Source organism: Thioclava sp. UBA3469 (assembly GCF_002378135.1).
GTDB lineage: Bacteria > Pseudomonadota > Alphaproteobacteria > Rhodobacterales > Rhodobacteraceae > Thioclava > Thioclava sediminum.
Genome location: NZ_DFRG01000192.1, coordinates 1 through 18,648, shown reverse-complemented (window position 1 = coordinate 18,648; position 18,648 = coordinate 1). Strand labels below are relative to the sequence as shown.

23 protein-coding genes are annotated in these 18,648 nt (G+C 65.2%); 11 read left to right on the top strand and 12 right to left on the bottom strand.

The genetic code is table 11. The annotated features are described in order from the left end of the window. Positions 1 to 515, bottom strand: a 515-nt coding sequence (locus B3D39_RS13815; protein WP_286789807.1) for an Hsp70 family protein, incomplete at its 3' end; no start/stop codon positions are given. Positions 516 to 697: 182 nt separating this feature from the next. On the opposite strand from B3D39_RS13815, the gene B3D39_RS13810 reads away from it, so the two are divergent. After that, positions 698 to 1,333 carry an alpha-ketoglutarate-dependent dioxygenase AlkB family protein gene (locus B3D39_RS13810; RefSeq protein ID WP_274962468.1) on the top strand — a complete coding sequence of 212 codons (636 nt, stop codon included), beginning with the start codon at positions 698 to 700 and terminating at the stop codon, positions 1,331 to 1,333. Between the two features lie 66 nt (positions 1,334 to 1,399). Here B3D39_RS13810 and B3D39_RS13805 read toward each other — a convergent pair whose 3' ends face one another. Further along, the gene (locus B3D39_RS13805) at positions 1,400 to 2,542 is read right to left on the bottom strand and encodes an alkane 1-monooxygenase (protein ID WP_274962469.1); all 1,143 of its coding nucleotides are present in this window, start codon (positions 2,540 to 2,542) and stop codon (positions 1,400 to 1,402) included. Positions 2,543 to 2,600: 58 nt separating this feature from the next. Next, positions 2,601 to 3,653: an A/G-specific adenine glycosylase gene (mutY, locus tag B3D39_RS13800; protein WP_274962470.1), complete on the bottom strand. Its 1,053-nt coding sequence runs from the start codon at positions 3,651 to 3,653 to the stop codon at positions 2,601 to 2,603. Positions 3,654 to 3,776: 123 nt separating this feature from the next. Here mutY and B3D39_RS13795 point away from each other — a divergent pair, with 123 nt between their 5' ends. Next, on the top strand, positions 3,777 to 4,286 hold the full coding sequence (locus B3D39_RS13795; protein WP_078570838.1) for a DUF721 domain-containing protein: 510 nt from the start codon (positions 3,777 to 3,779) through the stop codon (positions 4,284 to 4,286). Then, positions 4,287 to 4,964: a DsbA family protein gene (locus B3D39_RS13790; protein WP_274962471.1), complete on the top strand. Its 678-nt coding sequence runs from the start codon at positions 4,287 to 4,289 to the stop codon at positions 4,962 to 4,964. 48 nt (positions 4,965 to 5,012) lie between these two features. Here the strand turns inward: B3D39_RS13790 and lpxK are convergent, their stop codons facing one another. From lpxK to B3D39_RS13770, 4 genes are all read right to left on the bottom strand, one after another. Continuing rightward, the gene (gene lpxK / locus B3D39_RS13785; protein WP_274962472.1) at positions 5,013 to 6,002 is read right to left on the bottom strand and encodes a tetraacyldisaccharide 4'-kinase; all 990 of its coding nucleotides are present in this window, start codon (positions 6,000 to 6,002) and stop codon (positions 5,013 to 5,015) included. Continuing rightward, the gene (locus B3D39_RS13780; protein ID WP_274962473.1) at positions 6,002 to 7,240 is read right to left on the bottom strand and encodes a 3-deoxy-D-manno-octulosonic acid transferase; all 1,239 of its coding nucleotides are present in this window, start codon (positions 7,238 to 7,240) and stop codon (positions 6,002 to 6,004) included. The genes lpxK and B3D39_RS13780 overlap by 1 nt, the downstream gene beginning before the upstream one ends. A 7-nt stretch (positions 7,241 to 7,247) precedes the next feature. Next, positions 7,248 to 7,505 (bottom strand): DUF4170 domain-containing protein, encoded by a 258-nt coding sequence (locus B3D39_RS13775; protein WP_078522252.1) that lies wholly within the window; start codon positions 7,503 to 7,505, stop codon positions 7,248 to 7,250. Between the two features lie 87 nt (positions 7,506 to 7,592). Further along, positions 7,593 to 8,414 (bottom strand): sugar phosphate isomerase/epimerase family protein, encoded by an 822-nt coding sequence (locus B3D39_RS13770; RefSeq protein ID WP_274962474.1) that lies wholly within the window; start codon positions 8,412 to 8,414, stop codon positions 7,593 to 7,595. A 77-nt stretch (positions 8,415 to 8,491) separates the two neighbouring features. On the opposite strand from B3D39_RS13770, the gene zapE reads away from it, so the two are divergent. Further along, entirely contained in the window at positions 8,492 to 9,583 is a 1,092-nt protein-coding gene (gene zapE, locus B3D39_RS13765) for a cell division protein ZapE (RefSeq protein WP_274962475.1), read from the top strand. On the opposite strand, the gene B3D39_RS13760 is transcribed toward zapE, so the two are convergent. The 4 genes from B3D39_RS13760 to B3D39_RS13745 all read right to left on the bottom strand — a co-directional run bounded on the left by B3D39_RS13760 (position 9,580) and on the right by B3D39_RS13745 (position 13,962). Next, positions 9,580 to 10,602, bottom strand: coding sequence for an LLM class flavin-dependent oxidoreductase (locus B3D39_RS13760; RefSeq protein WP_274962476.1), 1,023 nt, complete (start codon positions 10,600 to 10,602; stop codon positions 9,580 to 9,582). The two genes, zapE and B3D39_RS13760, sit on opposite strands and share 4 nt — an antisense overlap. A 92-nt stretch (positions 10,603 to 10,694) precedes the next feature. Beyond that, complete coding sequence (locus B3D39_RS13755; RefSeq protein ID WP_274962477.1) at positions 10,695 to 11,966, bottom strand: bifunctional folylpolyglutamate synthase/dihydrofolate synthase; 1,272 nt, start codon at positions 11,964 to 11,966, stop codon at positions 10,695 to 10,697. Positions 11,967 to 12,057: 91 nt separating this feature from the next. Further along, positions 12,058 to 13,002, bottom strand: a complete 945-nt coding sequence (gene accD / locus B3D39_RS13750; RefSeq protein WP_078522256.1) for an acetyl-CoA carboxylase, carboxyltransferase subunit beta — start codon at positions 13,000 to 13,002, stop codon at positions 12,058 to 12,060. 66 nt (positions 13,003 to 13,068) lie between these two features. After that, positions 13,069 to 13,962 (bottom strand): CPBP family intramembrane glutamic endopeptidase, encoded by an 894-nt coding sequence (locus B3D39_RS13745; protein WP_274962478.1) that lies wholly within the window; start codon positions 13,960 to 13,962, stop codon positions 13,069 to 13,071. Positions 13,963 to 14,130: 168 nt separating this feature from the next. Between B3D39_RS13745 and B3D39_RS13740 the strand changes: the two genes are divergently transcribed. After that, entirely contained in the window at positions 14,131 to 14,889 is a 759-nt protein-coding gene (locus tag B3D39_RS13740; protein ID WP_075775250.1) for a TSUP family transporter, read from the top strand. Positions 14,890 to 14,892: 3 nt separating this feature from the next. On the opposite strand, the gene B3D39_RS13735 is transcribed toward B3D39_RS13740, so the two are convergent. After that, a complete protein-coding gene (locus tag B3D39_RS13735; protein ID WP_274962479.1) occupies positions 14,893 to 16,218 on the bottom strand; it encodes a FliI/YscN family ATPase in 1,326 nt (441 codons plus the stop codon). Between the two features lie 80 nt (positions 16,219 to 16,298). Between B3D39_RS13735 and B3D39_RS13730 the strand changes: the two genes are divergently transcribed. The 6 genes from B3D39_RS13730 to B3D39_RS13705 all read left to right on the top strand — a co-directional run. After that, a complete protein-coding gene (locus B3D39_RS13730) occupies positions 16,299 to 16,685 on the top strand; it encodes a FlgB family protein (RefSeq protein WP_078522259.1) in 387 nt (128 codons plus the stop codon). Positions 16,686 to 16,687: 2 nt separating this feature from the next. Beyond that, positions 16,688 to 17,080 (top strand): flagellar basal body rod protein FlgC, encoded by a 393-nt coding sequence (flgC, locus tag B3D39_RS13725; protein ID WP_078602322.1) that lies wholly within the window; start codon positions 16,688 to 16,690, stop codon positions 17,078 to 17,080. A gap of 18 nt (positions 17,081 to 17,098) precedes the next feature. Next, complete coding sequence (gene fliE / locus B3D39_RS13720) at positions 17,099 to 17,389, top strand: flagellar hook-basal body complex protein FliE (RefSeq protein ID WP_274962480.1); 291 nt, start codon at positions 17,099 to 17,101, stop codon at positions 17,387 to 17,389. Beyond that, on the top strand, positions 17,389 to 17,655 hold the full coding sequence (locus B3D39_RS13715) for a flagellar biosynthetic protein FliQ (RefSeq protein ID WP_078522260.1): 267 nt from the start codon (positions 17,389 to 17,391) through the stop codon (positions 17,653 to 17,655). The genes fliE and B3D39_RS13715 overlap by 1 nt, the downstream gene beginning before the upstream one ends. A 1-nt stretch (position 17,656) precedes the next feature. Then, complete coding sequence (locus tag B3D39_RS13710; RefSeq protein ID WP_274962481.1) at positions 17,657 to 18,373, top strand: flagellar hook-basal body complex protein; 717 nt, start codon at positions 17,657 to 17,659, stop codon at positions 18,371 to 18,373. 15 nt (positions 18,374 to 18,388) lie between these two features. Continuing rightward, a partial coding sequence (locus B3D39_RS13705) for a flagellar basal body protein (RefSeq protein ID WP_286789806.1) occupies positions 18,389 to 18,648 on the top strand: 260 nt, incomplete at its 3' end.

Sequence of the window (18,648 nt, the reverse complement as noted above, 5' to 3'; positions counted from 1 at the left end):
GTCGGCTCGTTGATGATGCGCAGCACTTCGAGACCGGCGATCTTGCCGGCGTCCTTGGTGGCCTGACGCTGAGCGTCGTTGAAGTAGGCGGGCACGGTAATGACGGCCTGCGTGACTTCCTCACCCAGATAGCTTTCGGCGGTTTCCTTCATCTTCTGAAGAATCACGGCCGAAACCTGTGCGGGGGAGTACTTGTCGCCCTTCACTTCGACCCATGCGTCGCCATTGCCGCCGTCGACGATGTTGTAGGGGACGAGTTTCTTGTCCTTCTCGACTTCCGCATCGGTGGTGCGGCGACCGATCAGACGCTTAACAGCGAAAACGGTGTTCGAGGGGTTGGTGACCGCCTGACGTTTCGCCGGCTGGCCGACCAGACGTTCGTCGTCCGTATAGGCGACGATCGAGGGGGTGGTGCGCGCCCCTTCGGAGTTTTCAATCACTCGGGGCTGTGCGCCATCCATGATGGCGACGCAGGAGTTCGTGGTCCCGAGGTCGATACCAATGACTTTACCCATGATGTTACCTCTCTTGGCGATATGACGGGGAACGGGTCCATTCAGGCCCCCGGCCCCTATCCCTTGGGTTTCGGTTTCATGTTCTGCTATCTGGCGGTGTGAGCCGCCTTCGGCTTCGAAGCGTATATAAGGAGGGGAAAATCGGGCTGCAAGAAGGCTCCCCCGAGGAAGAGGGTGAGAAAATGACAGAAAATCCGAAACACGCAATATCTCGGCCCGATCCGCAGGAGATTCGCGGCTTCCGGCATTATCCCGGCTGGCTGGACCTCGACGAGCAGAAGGCGCTGATCGAGACGCTGCGCGGTGTCGTGACGCAGGCGCCGCTGTTCTCGCCGATGACACCCTACGGCAAGTCGATGTCGGTGCGCATGACGTCGGCCGGGCGGTTCGGCTGGATCTCCGACCGGCGCGGCTACCGCTATTCCGAGACCCATCCCGACGGCCAGCCCTGGCCCGCAATTCCGCAGCCGATCCTCGATATCTGGGAGGCGGTTTCGGGGACGCCGCGGGCCCCCGAATGCTGTCTCATCAACTTCTACGGCGAAGGCGCGAAGATGGGCATGCATCAGGACCGCGACGAGCAGGATTTCGATCAGCCCGTGGTCTCGGTCTCGCTGGGCGATGACGGGCTGTTCCGCATCGGGAACAAGACGCGCGGTGGCAAGACCGAAAGCATCTGGCTGCACTCGGGCGATGTGATGGTGATGGGGGGCGAGGCGCGGCTGCTTTATCATGGCATCGACCGCGTGAAGCCCGGCACTTCGCCGCTGATGCCGAAGGGCGGGCGGATCAACCTGACGATGCGCGTCGTGACCTGACGCCTGCGCTGGCGGCATCTGCGGGAGCCTCCGGCGGGGATATTTTTGCCAAGAGGAAGAGGCTCGTCAGAAAGAGCCGCGCGGTAGCGGCGTCGTGCCCTTGTTATAGGGCGTCCAATCCTCGACATCCGGGTAGTATTTCCGCCGCCATGCCCGCACGCGCGGGTTCATCCGGCGTCGCCAGAGCGGCGGGATCATCGCCAGCGCCGTCATTCCGGGATAACCGAAGGGCAGCTGCGGGGCTTCCTCGGCATCGTAGGTCTGCAGGAGCGGGAAGCGGCGGTCGGGTTTGTAATGGTGATCCGAATGGCGCTGCAAATTGATCAGCAGCCAGTTCGAGGCCATGTGATCGGCGTTCCAGCTATGGCGGGGCAGGACATGCTCATAGCGCCCTTCGCCCTTGTATTGCCGGGTCAGGCCGTAATGCTCGACATAGTTGGTCAGTTCCAGCTGCCAGATCGCGAAGAGCGCCTGCAGCAGAAACAGACCGAGCCCCATCCAGCCACCCAATAGCGCCGCCACGATCAGCGCCAGCGCCTGCAATGCGGCGTAGCGCCAGAACGGGTTGGAGCGGTGCCAGACCGGACGGTCCGCGCGGCTGAGTTTCAGTTTCTCGGCTCTCCAGGCGGAGCGGGGGCATTCAAAGATCACCCGCCAGAAGAAGCGGTGAAACCCCTCGTTGTAGCGCGCCGAGACCGCATCGCGGGGCGTGCCGACCCAGAGGTGATGGACCAGGAGATGCTCGGTCCGGAAATGGGAGTAAAGGACGCTCGCCAACAGTAGATCGCCCAGCCAGCGCTCCAGCTGGCTTTTCTGATGCAGCAGCTCGTGGGCATAGACGATGCCGATCGTGCCCGAGATCACGCCCACGCCGAACATCAGGGCGACGATCTCGAAGCCGTTCAGATCGGTCGTATGCGTCACCCACCAGATCGTGCCGAAGATCACGGCCGCCTGAATCGGGAACCAGATCAGCGTAATCGCGCGATACCAGAACAACTCGGCTTCAGGCGCCTCGGTGTCGGGCTGGTCCTCGTTGCGCCCCAGAAGCTGGTCGAGCACGGTCGTCAACCACCACGCATAGGCGGGCAGCAGGATCAGGGTCCAACCGCCGAACCACGCCTCCATCCCCGCCAGCGGCACGGTGCCGAGCGACAGCCAGAAGGGCAGGGCGTGAGAGGGGCGGCGGATTTCGTCGCGGCTGGACATCGGGGCCTCGTGAGCGATGCGGGCGCGGTCATACTAGCCGAACGCTAACCCGATACAATCATTCAGCTTGCGGCCATTCGGCGCTTTGGGCCGCATCCCAGACCTTGCGCATTAGTGTGGGCAGATCGCCGGGGCGGAAATCGGCGCGCGGGGTCATGGCATGGGCCTCCGTGCGGGTGACGTGGACCTGCAGGATCAGGTGGAAATGGGTGAAGGTGTGGCGCACCTCGACCGGAGAGAGCGTCCAGTCGGCCTGCATCGGCGGGGCCGGGCTCGGCGCGTCGGACCAGTCCGAACCGGGAAAGCCCAGCGTGCCGCCCAGAAGCCCCTTGTCGGGGCGGCGCTCCAGCAGCACGTCGCCCTGGCCGTTCATCGCGACATAGGCGAAGCCGCGGCGGGTGGGCTTTTCCTTCTTCGGGGCTTTGCGTGGCAGCGTCTCGGCGATCCCGGCAGCGCGGGCGGTGCAGGAATCAATGAGCGGGCAGATGCCACAGGCCGGATTGCGCGGCGTGCAGATCGTCGCGCCCAGATCCATCATCGCCTGCGCGAAATCTCCGGGTCGGTCCTCGGGCGTGATCTGTGCCGTCAATTCGGTCAGCTCCGCCTTCGCGCCGGGAAGCGGCGTTTCGACCGAGAAAAGCCGCGAGACGACGCGCTCCACATTGCCGTCGACCACGGCGACCGGCTCGTCATAGGCGATGGCGGCGATCGCGGCGGAGGTGTAGGGGCCGATGCCGGGCAGCTTTTGCAGCTCTGCCGCCGTCTCGGGGAAGCGCCCGTCCAGCTCACCCGCCACGACACGCGCGCATTTCAGCAGGTTGCGGGCGCGGGCGTAATAGCCAAGCCCGGCCCATTCGGCCATCACGTCGCCATCCTCGGCTGCTGCGAGTGCACCCACATCGGGCCAGCGCTCGGTGAAGCGGCGGAAATAATCGCGTACGGCGGCGACCGTGGTCTGCTGCAGCATCACCTCGGACAGCCAGACGCGATAGGGATCGGGCCGTTCGCCCTCTGCACGATCCGCAGGCGACACGCGCCACGGCATGATGCGGGCATGGGTATCGTACCAGGTGAGCAGGGTTTCGCCGATTGCCCCTTTACCGTCACGCAATGTTTATGCTCCCCTCTTGCCGACCGGTTGGCCCGGCCCGATGTGCTTCCTAGAATGGGATGGATCAAGAGGAACCGCCCACGAATGAAAAAAAGCGACCCGCAAAAGACGCCTTCCCGGCGAATGCGTGGCTTTGAAGCCGCGGGCGGGCTGCTGCGCAACCGTATCCGCGCCGCGGGTGAAGCGCGCGGTTTTGCGGTCTCGCGCCTGCTGACCCATTGGGCGGAAGTGGTGGGCCCGGACACCGCCGCGCAATGCCGCCCGGTGAAGATCGGCTACACCAAAGGCGGCTTCGGCGCGACCCTTACTCTTTTGACGACCGGAGCGGCGGCGCCCATGCTGCAGATGCAGTTGCCGCAGATCCGCGACAAGGTGAATGCCTGCTACGGCTATAACGCGATCTCGCGCATCTCGCTGACGCAGACCGCGCCGACCGGCTTTGCCGAAGGTCAGGCGCAATTCGCACCGAAACCCAAACCCGAACCCCGCAAGCCGGACCCCCGCGTCGCCGAAGAGGCGAAGGCGCAGGTGGCCGATTGTGGCGATGCCGATCTCAAATCGGCGCTGGAAGAACTGGCAAGAAACGTTCTATCGAAGTCCGCAGAGCGGGCTGCACATAAGAAAGGCAGATAGATGAGCAAAACTCTTTCGATCCTCGGCGGCGTGGCTGTCATGGGGCTTCTCGCGACGGGCGGCTGGTATGCCAGCCAACATAGCGAGGCGAGCCTGATCACTGCGGCCCAAGCGCAGGAAGCAACGGCGAACAAAGATGTCGAGACTTTGCCCGACGTGGTTCTGGGTCAGGAAGACGCGCCGGTCACCGTGATCGAGTACGCCTCCTACACCTGCCCGCACTGTGCCGAATGGCACAAGGTCGAGTATCCGCAGCTTAAGAAGAACTACATCGACACCGGCAAGGTGAAGTTCATCCAGCGCGAGGTCTATTTCGACAAGTTCGGCGTCTGGGCCGGTCTGATCGCGCAATGTGGCGGCGATCCGAAATATTACGCGATCTCGGACATGATCTATAACAAGCAGAAGGACTGGATCGGCGACGGCAAGCCGCAGACCATCGCGGACAACCTGCGCAAGATCGGCCTGCAGGCCGGGCTGAGCAACGATCAGGTCACCGCCTGCATGAACGACGAAAAGCGCGCCGAGCGGATGGTCGCGACCTTCCAGAAGAACGCGGGCGACGACAAGATCGACGCGACGCCGACCTTCATCATCGACGGCGAGAAGCATTCCAACATGGCTTGGGACGACTTCAAGAAAATCCTCGACGACGAGCTGGCGAAGCAAGCCAACTGATCCCGGCGACAGATGTTGAGAAGGCCGGTCCCGTGGGGCCGGCCTTTTTCATATCCCGAGCCGGTCGAGCGCTGCGTCGAGCGCTGTGGGGTCGTCTATCTCGAGCCGCACCGGCAGGGCGAGTACCTTCGGGCGGAAGCTTTCCGGCAGGCGGACCGCGTCCTTTTCGGTCGTCACCATCTGCGCGCCGAGCGTGTCGGCCTCTGCCTCGATGCGCTGCAACAGACGCGTCGTGAAAGGCTGGTGATCTTCCAGCGCCTCGCCGCGCAGCAGCTCCGCGCCGAGACCGCGCAGGGTGGCAAAGAACTTTTCGGGATGGCCGATGCCTGCGAAGGCGAGGACGGGAAGGCCCTCCCAATCCATGCCCGTCTGCAGCGGAGCGAGCTGTCCCGTCAAATGTGGTTTCGAAATTCTGGAACTCCAGAAATTAGAGAATTCAACCTGCGCAGCTTCCGGCCCGATCGACAGCAGAAAGTCTGCGCGAGCCATTCCGGCCTCGATCGGTTCGCGCAGCGGCCCGGCAGGCAGGCAGCGCCCGTTGCCGAAGCCCTTATGCGCGTCGACCACCACGATCGAGAGGTTTTTCTGCAATGCGGGGTTCTGATGGGCGTCGTCGAGCACGATCACCTGCGCCCCGGCGGCGACTGCGGCGCTCGCCCCCGCCGCGCGGTCGCGCGCGACCCAGACCGGCGCGAAGGCGGACAGCAGCAGCGGCTCGTCCCCGGTCTCTTCGGCGCGGTGGCTGCGCTCATCGACCTGCACCGGCCCTTCGAGCGACCCGCCATAGCCGCGCGTGACCACATGGGCCGTTACACCGCGCGCGGCCAGCCGTTGCACCAGCCAGATCACCGTCGGCGTCTTGCCGGTCCCGCCCGCGTTGATGTTGCCGACCGAGATCACCGGCACGTCGAGCCGCAGCCCCGGCTGCGCCACGCGCCGCTTCGTCATTGCCGCGTAAATCGCGCCAAGCGGCGACAGCAGGCGCGCGCGCAGGCCCGGCGCGGCGGGGGCGTTGAACCAGAAGCCGGGCGCGCCCATCACGCCACCCGCGCGGGCTGGGTGCCCGACAGAATCTCTGCCAGATCGCGGGCGATGGTCTCCACCGCGCCGGCGCCGCCCGAAGTCACCGCCCAGGCGTTATGGGCCAGCTGCGCAGAGCGTTCCGGCGCGATCAGGTCCGCGACCACTTCGGGCAGATCCTCGGGCACCACGACGCCGCGGCAGGCTTTCGCCGCCTCGAGCCGCAGGTAATCTTCGCGAAACGGGACGAGCTTGGGACCATGCAGGATCGCCGAACCAAGCGCCGCCGCCTCGACCGGGGAGCGCGGCGCCTGCGCCGTCCCTGACAAGGTGCCGCCCATATAGCTCAGCGCGGCCAGCCGGTACCAAAGCCCGTATTCCATCGCGTCGTCGGCGATGAAAATCTCGGTCGTCAGTTCCGGTTCGCCCTCGAGCGACCGGCGCGCGACCGACCAGCCCTCGGCGGTCAGCTGCGCGGCAAGGGCCTCGCCTTGGGATTCGTCATCCGGCGCAAGCAGAAGCAGCAGCCGATGCGCATGGCGCTGGGCGTAGCGATGCGCCGCCGTCACCGGGCCGATTTCGGCCTCGGGCACGGCGGCGGCGAGCCAGACCGGGCGCGCGCCCATCGACTCGGCCATCGAGGCGCGCTCTGCCTCGGAGCCGTAAAGCGGCTGCGGCGGCTCGCCGAGCGCACCGTCATTGACCACGATGACCGGCCCGTTCAGCCGGTCGCCCACCCGTTCGAGGCTCGCCTCGTCGCGCAGGTAGATGCGGTCGATCCGGCCCAGCAGCGTCAGCGAGACGTCATCGAGGCGCAGCCCATCCTGACCGCCGAGTTTCGCATCGGCCAGAACGCTGGCGATGCCGCGTTTCTGCGTCTCCGCGATCAGGGCGGCGGGCAGCAAGTCGTCCATGATGAGCACGAGATCGGGGCGCCACGCATCCAGCACCAGACGGACGGACGCGGGACGATCCTCGGGGGTGGGCCGGAAATAGACCTCTTCGGGCAGACCGTCCGGCGGATCTTCCGCGCCGCGCACCGTCATTGCAATGCGGATATCGGGCATCCGCGCGGCCACCCTGCGCGCGACCAGCCCGGCGGCTTCCGCGCATTTCCCCGCAGCCCAGATCCACAGCAGCGGGGCGTCGGCGCGATCCTCCCCCTGACCGGCCTCGACCGCGGCTTTCGCCTTGGGTCCCGCAGGACGCAAGGCGGAGAGTTGCAGCCTGAGCCAGAGAGGAAGAGAGCGCGCCATGCCAGCCTTAGTTGCCGAGCTCTTCGGTGGTCGACACTTCGAGCTCCTCGTCGCGCAGGCGATGCAGGTGCGCGATGAAGTAACGGGTATGGGCGTCGTCGACGGTGCGCTGCGCCTCGGCCTTCCACGCGGCATAGGCGGAGGCATAGTTCGGATACATCCCGACGATATGGATATCGTCGACATTCTTGAATTCGGTGCGGCTCGGGGTCACCAGCTCGCCGCCGAAGACGAGGTGAAGACGTTGCGGGGTCGGTTTGGCCATAAGAACTCCTGTCGGCTTTTCTGCGGCGCAGAGATTACGCTTTGCCCCCACGCTTCACAAGGAGAGGGCCGGGGCCGCACGTAGCCGTTACCGCGCCAGTCCCTGAGACTCCAGATATTCCGCGCCTTTTCGCACGCCAATCTCGTCGTTCACTTCCAAAATCAGGCGCGGCATCTTCGGCAGCTTGCCAAGCGCCTTGAACACCGAATGCCACGCGATCGTGCCTTCGCCGGGGTGCCAGTGCCGGTCGCCATAGCCGTCGATATCCTGCAGGTGGACATGCTCCAGCGCCGCGCCCGCCGCATGGACGAACACATCGACCGGCGGCGCGCCGCAGCGGCGATGCATGAACTGCGCATGGCCGGTATCGAGTGAGACCTTCACCGCTTTGCTCTTCATCTTCGCGGCGAGTTCGACACGCAGGCTCGGCGTGATGTCCTCGCAGTTCTCGATGACCAGCGTCACGCCCAGCTCCTCGGCGCGTTCGATCACAGGGGTCAGGACATAGCGCACGCGTTCGACCTGAATGAACGCGTTCGCGGGGTTCTGCTCCAGGTCGGCTTCCTTCCAGAGCGTGTAGGGCGAGTGGATCACCATCTGATCGCCGCCCAGCTCCGCCGTGATCTCCAGCACCCGCAGCATCCGGGCGCGGATGACCTCGATAATCTCGGAATCGGCGCAGTCGATACTGAATGAGGTGAAGGGCCCGTGCAGCCCGAGCCGTCCGGTATAGCCGTCGAGCAATTCTTTCGTCCGCGCGACCATCTTGCGCAGGTCCGCATCCGTGGCGTTCGGCCAGCAGAAGCTCTGCAATTCGAGATCGCGCTGGTCGTTCAGAATCCAGTCGCGATGATGCGCGAGCATATCGAGGCTCAGCGCAGCACCGAGCAGCGGTAATTCCTTGGCCATGGGGTCCTCCTCCGGATCGGATGCTCGCGCAAGCCGCGGGGCTTTTCAATCCCGTGAGCGCGCTATATCGGAACGTCATGAAACGCAGTCTGCCCGAGTTTTACGAGTCCATGGTGGAGAACGGGGACCTCAACCCCGACCCCGCCCAACGCGCCATTCTGCCCGAACTGGAGCGTGTGCGCCGCGCGCTGGAAGAGGCGCCTGCGCCCGAGCCGGTGAAACGCGGGCTCTTCAAGCGCAAGATCAAGCCGGTCGAAGGCGTGCGCGGCCTCTATATCTGGGGCGGTGTCGGGCGCGGGAAATCTATGCTGATGGACCTGTTCTTCGGCCAGACCGACGTGCCGAAACGCCGGGTGCATTTCCACGCTTTCATGCAGGAAGTCCAAGGCAAGCTCGACGATGCGCGCCGGGCCAATACGGTGGATGCGATGCGCCCCGTGGCCGAAGAGGTGGCGGGCTCGCTGCGGCTGCTGTGCTTCGACGAGATGCAGATCACGGATATTGCCGACGCGATGATCGTGGGTCGTCTGTTCGAGGCCCTGTTCGAGCGGGGCGTGACCATCGTCACCACCTCGAACCGGGTGCCCGAGGACCTCTACAAGAACGGGCTCAACCGCCAGCTTTTCCTGCCCTTTATCGGGCTGATCCGCGAGAAGCTCGACATCTACGAACTGGCCTCCGAAAACGATTACCGGCAGAACCGTCTCGCAGGCCAACAGGTCTATTTCACGCCTGCGGGTCGCGAGGCGCGCGCGAAGATGGATGCGCTTTGGGATGAGCTGACCGGGGGCGATCATCACGGCAAGCTCGACATCCCGGTGAAAGGCCGCGTGGTCGAAATCCCGCATTTCCACAACGGGGTCGGCCGCGCGAGCTTCTGGGATCTTTGCGCGCAGCCGCTCGGTCCGGCGGATTACCTCGCCATCGCGGATGCGGTGAAGGTGCTGCTGCTCGACGATATTCCGCTGCTCTCGGCCTCGAACTTCAATGAGGCGAAGCGCTTCGTCACGCTGATCGACTCGCTCTACGAGGGCAAGGTCCGGCTGATCTGCTCGGCTGCGGACGAGCCCGAGCGGCTTTATGTCGAAGGCGAAGGCACGTTCGAATTCGAGCGCACCGCCAGCCGCCTGCGCGAGATGCAGGCAGACGGCTGGGCGGCGGAAGCTTAAGCCAGCATCTCCGCCAGAAGCGGCCGGACCTTGGTGCCGTAAAGCTCGATCGTCTTGCGCAGATGCGCGGGGTTCTGCGGCCCGCCGCTATATTTCAGCGTGAACCGCGACAGGCCCAAGGCTTTCACCGTCCGCGCGATCTTGCGCGCCACGGTTTCCGGGCTACCGACATAGAGCGAGCCATGCTCGATCTCCGACAGGTAGGCCTCGCGCCGGAAGGGCGGCCAACCGCGCGAGCGCCCGATCATGTCATGCATCCGCGCATAGCCTTCGTAGAACTCTTCCTGCGCGATCTCGTCGGTCTCGGCGATATGGCCGGGCGAGTGGACGCCGATCTTGCCCGGCTTGGTGCCCATCTGGTCATGCGCGCGGTGATAGAGATCGACATGCGGTTTGAACCGGGTCGAATCCCCGCCGATGATCGCCAGCATCAGATCCATCTGCATCGCGGCGGTCTCGACCACCGATTGCGGCGACCCGCCGACCCCGCGCCAGATCTGCAGCGGCGCCTCGGGGCGCGGATAGACGGTGACGTTCTTCAGCGGCGGGCGCATCTGGGCGTCGAAGCTGACCTTCCCCTGCGTCGCCAGCAGATGAAGGATCTGCGACTTCTCGGTGAACAGCGCCTCGTAATCGTTCAGGTCGAGCCCGAAGAGCGGGAAGCTCTCGGTAAAGGAGCCGCGCCCGATGGTGATCTCGGCCCGCCCCGGCGCCAGCGCGTTCAGCGTCGCGAAACGCTGGAAAATCCGGATCGGATCGTCCGAGGACAGCACCGTCACGGAGGTGCCCGCCTTGATCTTCTCGGTGCGGGCAAGGATCGCCGATAGGATCGGCTCGGTCGAGGAGATCGCGAAATCCGGGCGATGATGTTCGCCCAGACCGATATAGTCGAGCCCGACCTGATCGGCGAGTTCGCCTTCGGCCAACGTGTCGCGGATCACCTCGGCATGGCTGCGCAGCAGGCCGTCCTCCCCGCGCGTCACATCGCCGAACGTGTCGATCCCAAGCTCAAGCTGCATGGTGGTCTCCTTTCCTGTTCACGCGAAGATAGGGGCGCGGGCGCAGGTCAGCCACCGGTATCCTCGCACAGACTCCGTGCGAGACCGCAGCCTCAGCCGTTGTCGCGCAACACCCGGCCCGCGAGGTAGAGCGAGCCGCAGATCAGGATGCGGGCATGGGGATGGATCGCGACGATCCCCGCGATGGCCGAGCCGACCGAGGCCGCAGGGCGGGCCTCTATGCCGACCACGCGCGCGGCCGCGGCGGTGTCTTCGGCGGGCAGCGTGTTCGCCTCGCCGGGGATCGAGACGGCCAGCAGGCTCGCCGCGTGATCCGCCAGCGGACGCAGATAGCCGGTCACGTCCTTGGTGTTGAGCATGCCGCAGATCAGATGGGTCGGGCGTTTCGGAAGCGCGCCGAGCGTCTTGGCGATCATGTCGCCCGCCGCCGGGTTATGCCCGCCATCGAGCCAGACCTCCGCCTCGGGCGCACCGTCCACCAGCGGTCCGTGGCGCAGCCGTTGCATCCGCGCGGGCCATTCGGCCTTCGTCACCGCCGCCTCGCAGGCGGCCTCGTCAAAGCCCAGATGCCGCAACGCCGCGAGCGCCGCCCCGGCATTCGCGATCTGATGCGGGCCGGGCAGGTTCGGCAGCGGCAGATCGAGAAGCCCGTTCTCGCCCTGGAAGATCAGCCGGTCGCGCTCTTCCCAGACCTGCCAATGCTGGCCATGCACCAGAAGCGGCGCGCCCAGCTTTTCCGCCCGCGCCTCGATCACGTCGAGCGCGGCCTCCTGCTGGAGGCCGACCACGCAGGCCACACCGCGCTTGATGATCCCGGCCTTCTCGCCCGCGATCTCGGCCAGCGTTTCGCCGAGGAATTGCTGATGGTCGATCGAGACCGGCGTGATGATGCTCAGCGCGGGGGTGTCGACAACATTGGTCGCGTCGAGCCGCCCGCCAAGCCCCACTTCCAGCAGCGTGTAATCCGCAGGGGTCCGCGCGAAGGCCAGAAGCGCCGCCGCCGTCGTCACCTCGAAGAAGGTGATCGGCTTGCCGCCATTCGCCGCCTCGACCTCATCGAGAAGCGCGGCCAGATCGGTCTCGGAGATCAGCTCTCCGGCGATCCGGATACGTTCATGGAAGCGTGCCAGATGCGGCGAGGTATAGGCGTGGACGCGCTTGCCCGCAGCCTCCAGCCCGGCCCGGATCATCGCCTGAGTCGAGCCCTTGCCATTGGTGCCCGCGATATGGATCACCGGCGGCAGGTCGCGCTCGGGATGGTCGAGATCGGCCAGCAGCCGCTCCATCCGGTCGAGCGACAGGTCGATGACCTTGGGATGCAGCGCCATCAGGCGGTCGAGAATATCATCGGAGCTTTGCGTCATTGGCCCCTCCGGCCTTAGATGGCGGACCGGGGAGGGGGCGCTGCCCCCGCGGCTGATGCCGCCCCCCGGGATATTTCAGCCAAGTCGAAGATCAGGTCTTGGGCTTCGCCTCGGCCTCGGGAGCCGCCTCGGCAACCGCTTCCTCGGGCGCTTTCTCCGGCGCGGGCAGATCGCCCTTCACCGCAGGCGGCAGGTTCATCAGCATGCGCAGGATAGTGATCAGCTCGTCGCGCATCTTCATGCGATGCGTCACGCGGTCGAGCATCCCGTGATCGAGCAGATATTCGGCGCGCTGGAAGCCCTCGGGCAGCTTCTCGCGGATGGTCTGTTCGATCACGCGCGGGCCCGCGAAGCAGATCAGTGCGTTGGGCTCGGCGATATGCACGTCACCTAGCATCGCGTAGGAGGCGGTCACGCCGCCCGTCGTCGGATGGGTCAGAACGACGATATAGGGAAGGCCCGCTTCTTTCAGCATCTGCACGGCGACGGTGGTGCGCGGCATCTGCATCAGCGACAGGATACCTTCCTGCATCCGTGCGCCGCCAGCCGCCGAGAACAGCACCAGCGGGCGCTTGAGCTTCACGGCACGTTCGGCTGCCGCGATGATCGCGTTGCCGACATACATGCCCATCGAGCCGCCCATGAAGGTGAAGTCCTGCGCGGCCGCGACGATCGGCGTGCGCCCGATCTCGCCCTCGGCCACCAGCATCGCCTCTTTCTCGCCGGTCGATTTCTGCGCCGCCTTCATCCGGTCCGGATAGCGTTTCTGGTCCTTGAAATGCAGCGGGTCGGTGATCGGCTCGGGCACTTTCACTTCGGAGAAGATACCGCCGTCGAACAGCGCCTCGAAGCGCACGCGGGGCGTGATCGCGAGGTGATGGTCGCAATTGGTGCAGACGTTGAGATTGTCCGACAGCTCCCGGTGGAACAGCATCGTCCCGCATTCGGGACATTTCGTCCAAAGGTTCTCGGGCACTTCGCGGCGCGAAAACAGCGAGTTAATCCGAGGACGGACGTAATTGGTGATCCAGTTCATCGTATGAGCCTCTCGCTGGGGCGGGTCGGTTTGGCTTGAAATACGCCGCCCCTGCACGAATTGCAATCAGACGCGGAGGGTGAGGCGGATCAACAACCACGCGATCAGCAGGTGCAGCATGTCCAGCAGAAGCCACGGCAAGAGGTCCCAAAGGTCGCGCGTGTTGATCACGATCGTGTAGAGCGCCAGCCCGTCGAGCTGGCCGTAGAAGCCGACGAGGAAAAGCGAGCCGAAGTTATTGGCGAAATGCAGCGCAAGGGCTGCGCCGAGATTGCCGGTCCGCGCAGTTAGGTCGCTTGCGAGGCAGCCGAAGCCGAAAGCCCAGAGCGCGGGCCAGAGCGCGTTACTGCCATACGCGCCGGGCGAATAGTGCAGCGCCCCGAAAAGCGCGGAGGGCAGGACCATCCAGATCAGGGGGCTGCGCCAGCGCGCCGCGAGTTGCTGCAGGAGATAGCCGCGAAACAGCACCTCCTCGGTCGCGATCTGAACGAACAGAAGCGGCAGCGCGATCGGCGCCCAGCTCAGAACATGCAGCAGCGGGTTGGAGCGCGCCGCGGCCTCGCTGAGCTGGGTCAACCCGAAGGAGAAAAGAGCGAAGAGCAGCAGAACCGGCAGCACCTTCGTGAAGGTGGCGAGGCTCCGCCGTCCGAACAGCGTCGCGGGCGCGCGGTGATGCAGGTGGCGGCTGACGACGAAAGTCGCGATCAGAAGCGGAGCGAAACTTGCCAGCAGGATGGCGAGGCCACGCGGCGTCGAGCCATGGGCGATTTCCTGAAACAGCCGAAGCATCGAGAAATCGTCGAGCATCGACGAGAAGAACAGGATCATCGCCCAGCCGCTGAGCAGGTAGAAGGCGACGATCACGCCGAGACCCAGCATCCCGCGCCAGATCTGCGCATAGGGCTTCGCGGGGGCCGCGAACGCCTCGAGCGGCGCATATCGGTTCGTGCGCGCGATCACCGGGCGGGGCTCGCAAGTAGCGGGGCGGCTGCAAGGGGCGATTGGGTCATCTGGGTCTTCCGCAAGGCTGAGCTTCGGTGATAGCGGCTGCGGCCCTGGTGAGGCAACGGCTTTACTTTTCGCGGCGCGGGCAGGACAAGAGGCGGCTGTCTTCTGACCGGGGTGCAAATGTTTGAACTTCCTCTCGATCTGGTGGTGATGCTGATCGGCGCGGCCTTCGCGGCGGGGGTGGTCGATTCCATCGCGGGCGGCGGCGGGCTGATCACGGTGCCGGCGCTTTTGCTGGCGGGTGTGCCGCCGGTGCAGTCGCTGGCGACGAACAAGATTCAGGGCACGTTCGGCGCGGCGACGGCGGCGATTTCCTACGCAGCCTCGGGCCATGTGGTGCTGCGCAAACAGCTATTGGCGGCGGTGATCGGGTTCCTTGGCGGGCTGGCTGGCGCGCTTCTCGTGTCGCGCATCCCGACCGACAAGATCGAGATCGCCCTGCCGTTCATCCTCGTCGCGATCGCCGCATTCTTCGCGTTGCGGCCCGGTTTGGATGACACGGATCGGGTGCAGCGCATTCGGCCCGGCCTGTTCACCGCCGCCTTCGTGCCGGTGATCGGTTTTTATGACGGGCTGATCGGGCCGGGGACGGGGTCGTTCTTCATGATCGGTTTCGTGACGCTGGCAGGCTACGGCGTGCTGAAGGCGACGGCGCATACGAAACTGCTGAACTTCTCGTCGAATATCGGGGGGCTGACGGGGTTCCTGCTGGTCGGCTCGCCGCTCTGGGTGCTCGGCATCGCGATGGGGCTGGCGCAGATCGCCGGGGCGCGGCTGGGCTCGCGGCTTGCGATGCGGGTGGGCGCACGGCTGATCAAACCGCTGCTGGTGACGACCTCGACGCTGCTGGCCGCGAAGCTGCTTTGGGACCTGATGTAAGCTCTATCCCGGCACCTGCGAGAGGATCGTGCGCAGCCGCGCGAAACTGCCCGCGATGCCGTCGGGGGCGGGTTCGGCAATGAAGGTATCCAGCTCGGGCCAGACCTTGATCGCCGCGTCGATGCGCGGGTCCGAGCCTTCCGCATAGAGCCCCGCCTGAATCATCATCTCGGCCCGGTCATAGGCGCCAAGCAGGCTGCGCGCCTTGCCAATAAGCCGGTTTTCCTCGGGATCCGCCGCGTCGGGCAGCGAGCGCGAAACTGAACGCAGCATGTTGACCGCCGGAAAGCGCCCACGCTCCGCGATCTCGCGCTCCAGCACCACATGCCCGTCGAGCACGCCGCGCAGGATATCGGCGATCGGCTCGTCCATATCGGAACCGGCCACGAGGACCGAGAACACGCCGGTGATGTCGCCCTGACCCTCCGCGCCGGGGCCCGCGCGCTCGCCCAAGGCCATGATCTGATAGGAGGTCGAGGGTGGATAGCCACGCAGCGAGGCGGGCTCGCCCCCGGCCAAAGCGACCTCACGATGGGCTTCGGCAAAACGCGTGATCGAGTCGGCGAGGAACAGCACATGCTGGCCCGAATCGCGGAAATGCTCGGCCACGGCCATCGCGGCCCAGGCGCAGCGACGGCGCACCAGCGGCGACTGATCCGAGGTGGCGGCGACGATCACCGCGCGGGCCATCCCCTCCGGGCCAAGGGTCTTTTCGACGAATTCCCGCAATTCCCGGCCGCGTTCGCCGATCAGCGCGATGACGACGATATCGGCCGACACCCCGCGCGCGAAACTCGCCAATAGCGAGGATTTCCCGACGCCCGATCCCGCGAAGAGGCCGATCCTTTGGCCTTGGACCAGCGGCAGCATCGTGTCGAAGGCGGCAAGTGACGTCTCCAATCGAGACCCCAACCGCTTGCGCTGGGCGGCAGGCGGCGGGCTTGCGCGCAAGTCGCGCTCGCACGCGCCGTGGATCAGCGGTTGCCCGTCGAGCGGTCTTCCGAACGGGTCGATGATCCGTCCGACCCAGCTGTCATGCGGGGCGATCCCGCCCTGACCGAGCAGCTCTACCTCGTCGTCGATCGCCACGCCATCGGCGGCTCCGTCGGGCAGCACCGTGACCGCCCCGCGCGTCAGCGACAGAACTTCCGCGCCGATTTCGCGCCCGCTTTGGCAGCGAATCGTCGCGCGGTCGCCAAGGGCCGCCGAACGAGCCAGACCGCTGACCTTGATCATCCCGCGCCGCACCTCGCGCACGCGCCCGACCGCATGGGTGCTCGCGATACCGCGCATTTCGGCGCGCAACAGGTCGAATCCCGCAAATGCCATTCTGGCCTCCGATGTTCTCGAAACGTTTTCTAAACGATTCGCTCTTAAAGCTTGGTTGATAGCTCGGAGGAGAAGCCCCGATGTTCGAGAAGATTGAGATCATGAAAATGGCCAGTGCGATGGCCACCCACGCCGCAGCCCGCCAGAACGCGGTTGCGGAGAATATCGCCAATGCGGACACGCCCGGCTATGCGGCGCGTGACCTGCCGGCTTTCGAAGACCTCTATCGCAGCGAGGGTGGCGGTGCTCTGAGGGCGACGCGGTCCGGTCACATCGACGCCTCGGCGACGATCACCACCGCGCCCGAGGTGATCGCCTCTCCCGGTGTCACCTCGCCCGACGGCAATTCGGTCTCGCTCGAAGAAGAGATGGTCCGCTCGGTCGAGGTGAAACGCGAGCATGACCTGTCGCTCGCGATCTACCGCTCTTCGCTCAACATCCTGCGCAGTTCGCTCGGGAGGGGCTGAAGATGAGCGATTTTACCCAATCCATGGCGCTGTCCGCCTCGGGCATGAAGGCGCAGGCGATGCGGCTTCGGCACAGCTCCGAGAATATCGCGAATGCCGATACGCCCGGCTATCACCGCAAGATTGCGGGCTTCGAGAAGGTCGTCTCCGAAGGTGCTCCCACCGGAGAGGTCACCCTTGGCCCGGTGCGGCTCGACCGATCCGAACTCACCCAAATCTACGAACCTGGCCATCCGATGGCCGACGAGAACGGCTACTACGACGGCTCGAATGTCGATCTGGTGGTCGAAATCGCTGACGCGCGCGAAGCGCAGCGCAGCTACGAGGCGAATTTGCGCATGTTCGATCAGGCCCGGCAAATGTCGGCCTCCCTGCTCGAACTGCTTCGCCGCTAAAGACCGAGGAGATCTAGAATGGATTTGAACACCTCCCTTGCAACACAAAGCTACGCCCAGGCCCGGGCTGCTGTCCCGCCGGAAGCGGGCGGTTCCGGGCCGGGCTCCCTTTTCGAACAGGCGGCGAATTCATTCGTCGATGCGGTCAAGGCGGGCGAAGATACTGCCAAAGCCGCGATGGCGGGACAGGCCGATCCGCATGCGCTGGTGCAGGCGCTCGCCCAGACGGAACTCGCGATCGAGGCGGCGGTGACCGTCCGCAACAAGGTCGTCGAGGCCTATCAGGAAATTCTCAGGATGCCGGTCTGATGCAGGACGCGATTTTCTTCGACACGCTCCGGCAGGGCTTGTGGATCGCCGTGCTGATCGCGGCGCCGCTCCTGTCGGTCGCGCTGGTCGCGGGGGTCACGATCGGCCTCTTTCAGGCGCTGACCTCGGTGCAGGAAATGACGCTGACTTTCGTGCCCAAAGTGGGGGCGATGCTCGTCGTGTTCTGGGTGTCGATGAGCTTCATGTCGGAAAAGCTGGTGGAGTTCTTTACCCGCACCATCCTGCCGATCGTCGCCGGGGGCTAAGATGGATAACGCAATCTATATCACCCTCACGCGGCAATCCGGCCTGATGCGCGAAATGCGGACGCTTGCGAACAATATCGCGAATGTCTCGACCACGGGCTTCCGGCGCGAGGGCGTGATTTTCTCCGAGTATCTCTCGGGGCTGGAGGGCAACGAACCCTCGCTGTCGATGGCGCGGGCGCATGGTCGGCTGATCGATCGAAGCCAAGGCGGGCTGACCCAGACAGGCGGCACCTTCGATTTCGCGATCGAGGGCGAGGGGTTCTTCATGATCGAGACCCCGCAGGGCAATCAGCTCACGCGGGCTGGCAGTTTCATCCCGTCGGCTGAAGGCGAGTTGCACACGCCCGACGGGTTCCGGCTGCTCGATTCCGGTGGCACCCCGGTCGCGATCCCCTCAGGGGCGACTTCGGTCGCGCTCGCCGCCGATGGCACACTTTCGAACAACGGCCAGCCGATCGCGCAGGTCGGCGTCTACCTTCCCACCGATCCCAATGAATTGCGCCATGTCGGCGGCACTCGCTTCACCGCGGAGGCCGGGGCCGAACCGGTGGAGGGCGCGGTTCTGATGCAGGGGTTTCTCGAAGACAGCAACGTCGATCCGATCACCGAGATCGCGCGCATGATCGAGGTTCAGCGCGCCTATGAGATGGGCCAGGCCTTTCTCGAACGCGAAGACGAACGAATCCGCGGCGTCATCCAGACGCTCGCCCGCTAACAGGAGGCCCATGAGATGAGAGCTCTTCAGATCGCAGCCACCGGCATGAGCGCGCAGCAGATGCGCGTCGAGGTGATTTCCAACAATCTCGCGAACATGTCGACCACTGGCTACAACGCGCGCCGCGCCGAGTTCGCCGATCTGCATTACCAGCAGACGACCCGCCCCGGCACGATCAACGCGACCGATGGCACGACCATTCCCGCCGGGGTACAGCTAGGCCTCGGCGTGCGCCCGACCGCCGTGACGGTCAACATCGCGCAAGGCTCGCTCAG

What these genes read in the sequence shown, in the direction of transcription:
- B3D39_RS13755 (WP_274962477.1), bottom strand. Translation starts at nt 11,966, where the DNA reads ATGACGCAAAGCTCCGATGATATTCTCGACCGCCTGATGGCGCTGCAT.
- B3D39_RS13740 (WP_075775250.1), top strand. Translation starts at nt 14,131, where the DNA reads ATGTTTGAACTTCCTCTCGATCTGGTGGTGATGCTGATCGGCGCGGCC.
- B3D39_RS13810 (WP_274962468.1), top strand. Translation starts at nt 698, where the DNA reads ATGACAGAAAATCCGAAACACGCAATATCTCGGCCCGATCCGCAGGAG.
- B3D39_RS13770 (WP_274962474.1), bottom strand. Translation starts at nt 8,414, where the DNA reads ATGGCCAAGGAATTACCGCTGCTCGGTGCTGCGCTGAGCCTCGATATG.
- flgC (WP_078602322.1), top strand. Translation starts at nt 16,688, where the DNA reads ATGAGCGATTTTACCCAATCCATGGCGCTGTCCGCCTCGGGCATGAAG.
- accD (WP_078522256.1), bottom strand. Translation starts at nt 13,002, where the DNA reads ATGAACTGGATCACCAATTACGTCCGTCCTCGGATTAACTCGCTGTTT.
- B3D39_RS13760 (WP_274962476.1), bottom strand. Translation starts at nt 10,602, where the DNA reads ATGCAGCTTGAGCTTGGGATCGACACGTTCGGCGATGTGACGCGCGGG.
- B3D39_RS13710 (WP_274962481.1), top strand. Translation starts at nt 17,657, where the DNA reads ATGGATAACGCAATCTATATCACCCTCACGCGGCAATCCGGCCTGATG.
- B3D39_RS13805 (WP_274962469.1), bottom strand. Translation starts at nt 2,542, where the DNA reads ATGTCCAGCCGCGACGAAATCCGCCGCCCCTCTCACGCCCTGCCCTTC.
- lpxK (WP_274962472.1), bottom strand. Translation starts at nt 6,002, where the DNA reads ATGGGCGCGCCCGGCTTCTGGTTCAACGCCCCCGCCGCGCCGGGCCTG.
- B3D39_RS13735 (WP_274962479.1), bottom strand. Translation starts at nt 16,218, where the DNA reads ATGGCATTTGCGGGATTCGACCTGTTGCGCGCCGAAATGCGCGGTATC.
- B3D39_RS13795 (WP_078570838.1), top strand. Translation starts at nt 3,777, where the DNA reads ATGCGTGGCTTTGAAGCCGCGGGCGGGCTGCTGCGCAACCGTATCCGC.
- B3D39_RS13780 (WP_274962473.1), bottom strand. Translation starts at nt 7,240, where the DNA reads ATGGCGCGCTCTCTTCCTCTCTGGCTCAGGCTGCAACTCTCCGCCTTG.
- B3D39_RS13790 (WP_274962471.1), top strand. Translation starts at nt 4,287, where the DNA reads ATGAGCAAAACTCTTTCGATCCTCGGCGGCGTGGCTGTCATGGGGCTT.
- fliE (WP_274962480.1), top strand. Translation starts at nt 17,099, where the DNA reads ATGGATTTGAACACCTCCCTTGCAACACAAAGCTACGCCCAGGCCCGG.
- B3D39_RS13730 (WP_078522259.1), top strand. Translation starts at nt 16,299, where the DNA reads ATGTTCGAGAAGATTGAGATCATGAAAATGGCCAGTGCGATGGCCACC.
- B3D39_RS13715 (WP_078522260.1), top strand. Translation starts at nt 17,389, where the DNA reads ATGCAGGACGCGATTTTCTTCGACACGCTCCGGCAGGGCTTGTGGATC.
- B3D39_RS13775 (WP_078522252.1), bottom strand. Translation starts at nt 7,505, where the DNA reads ATGGCCAAACCGACCCCGCAACGTCTTCACCTCGTCTTCGGCGGCGAG.
- zapE (WP_274962475.1), top strand. Translation starts at nt 8,492, where the DNA reads ATGAAACGCAGTCTGCCCGAGTTTTACGAGTCCATGGTGGAGAACGGG.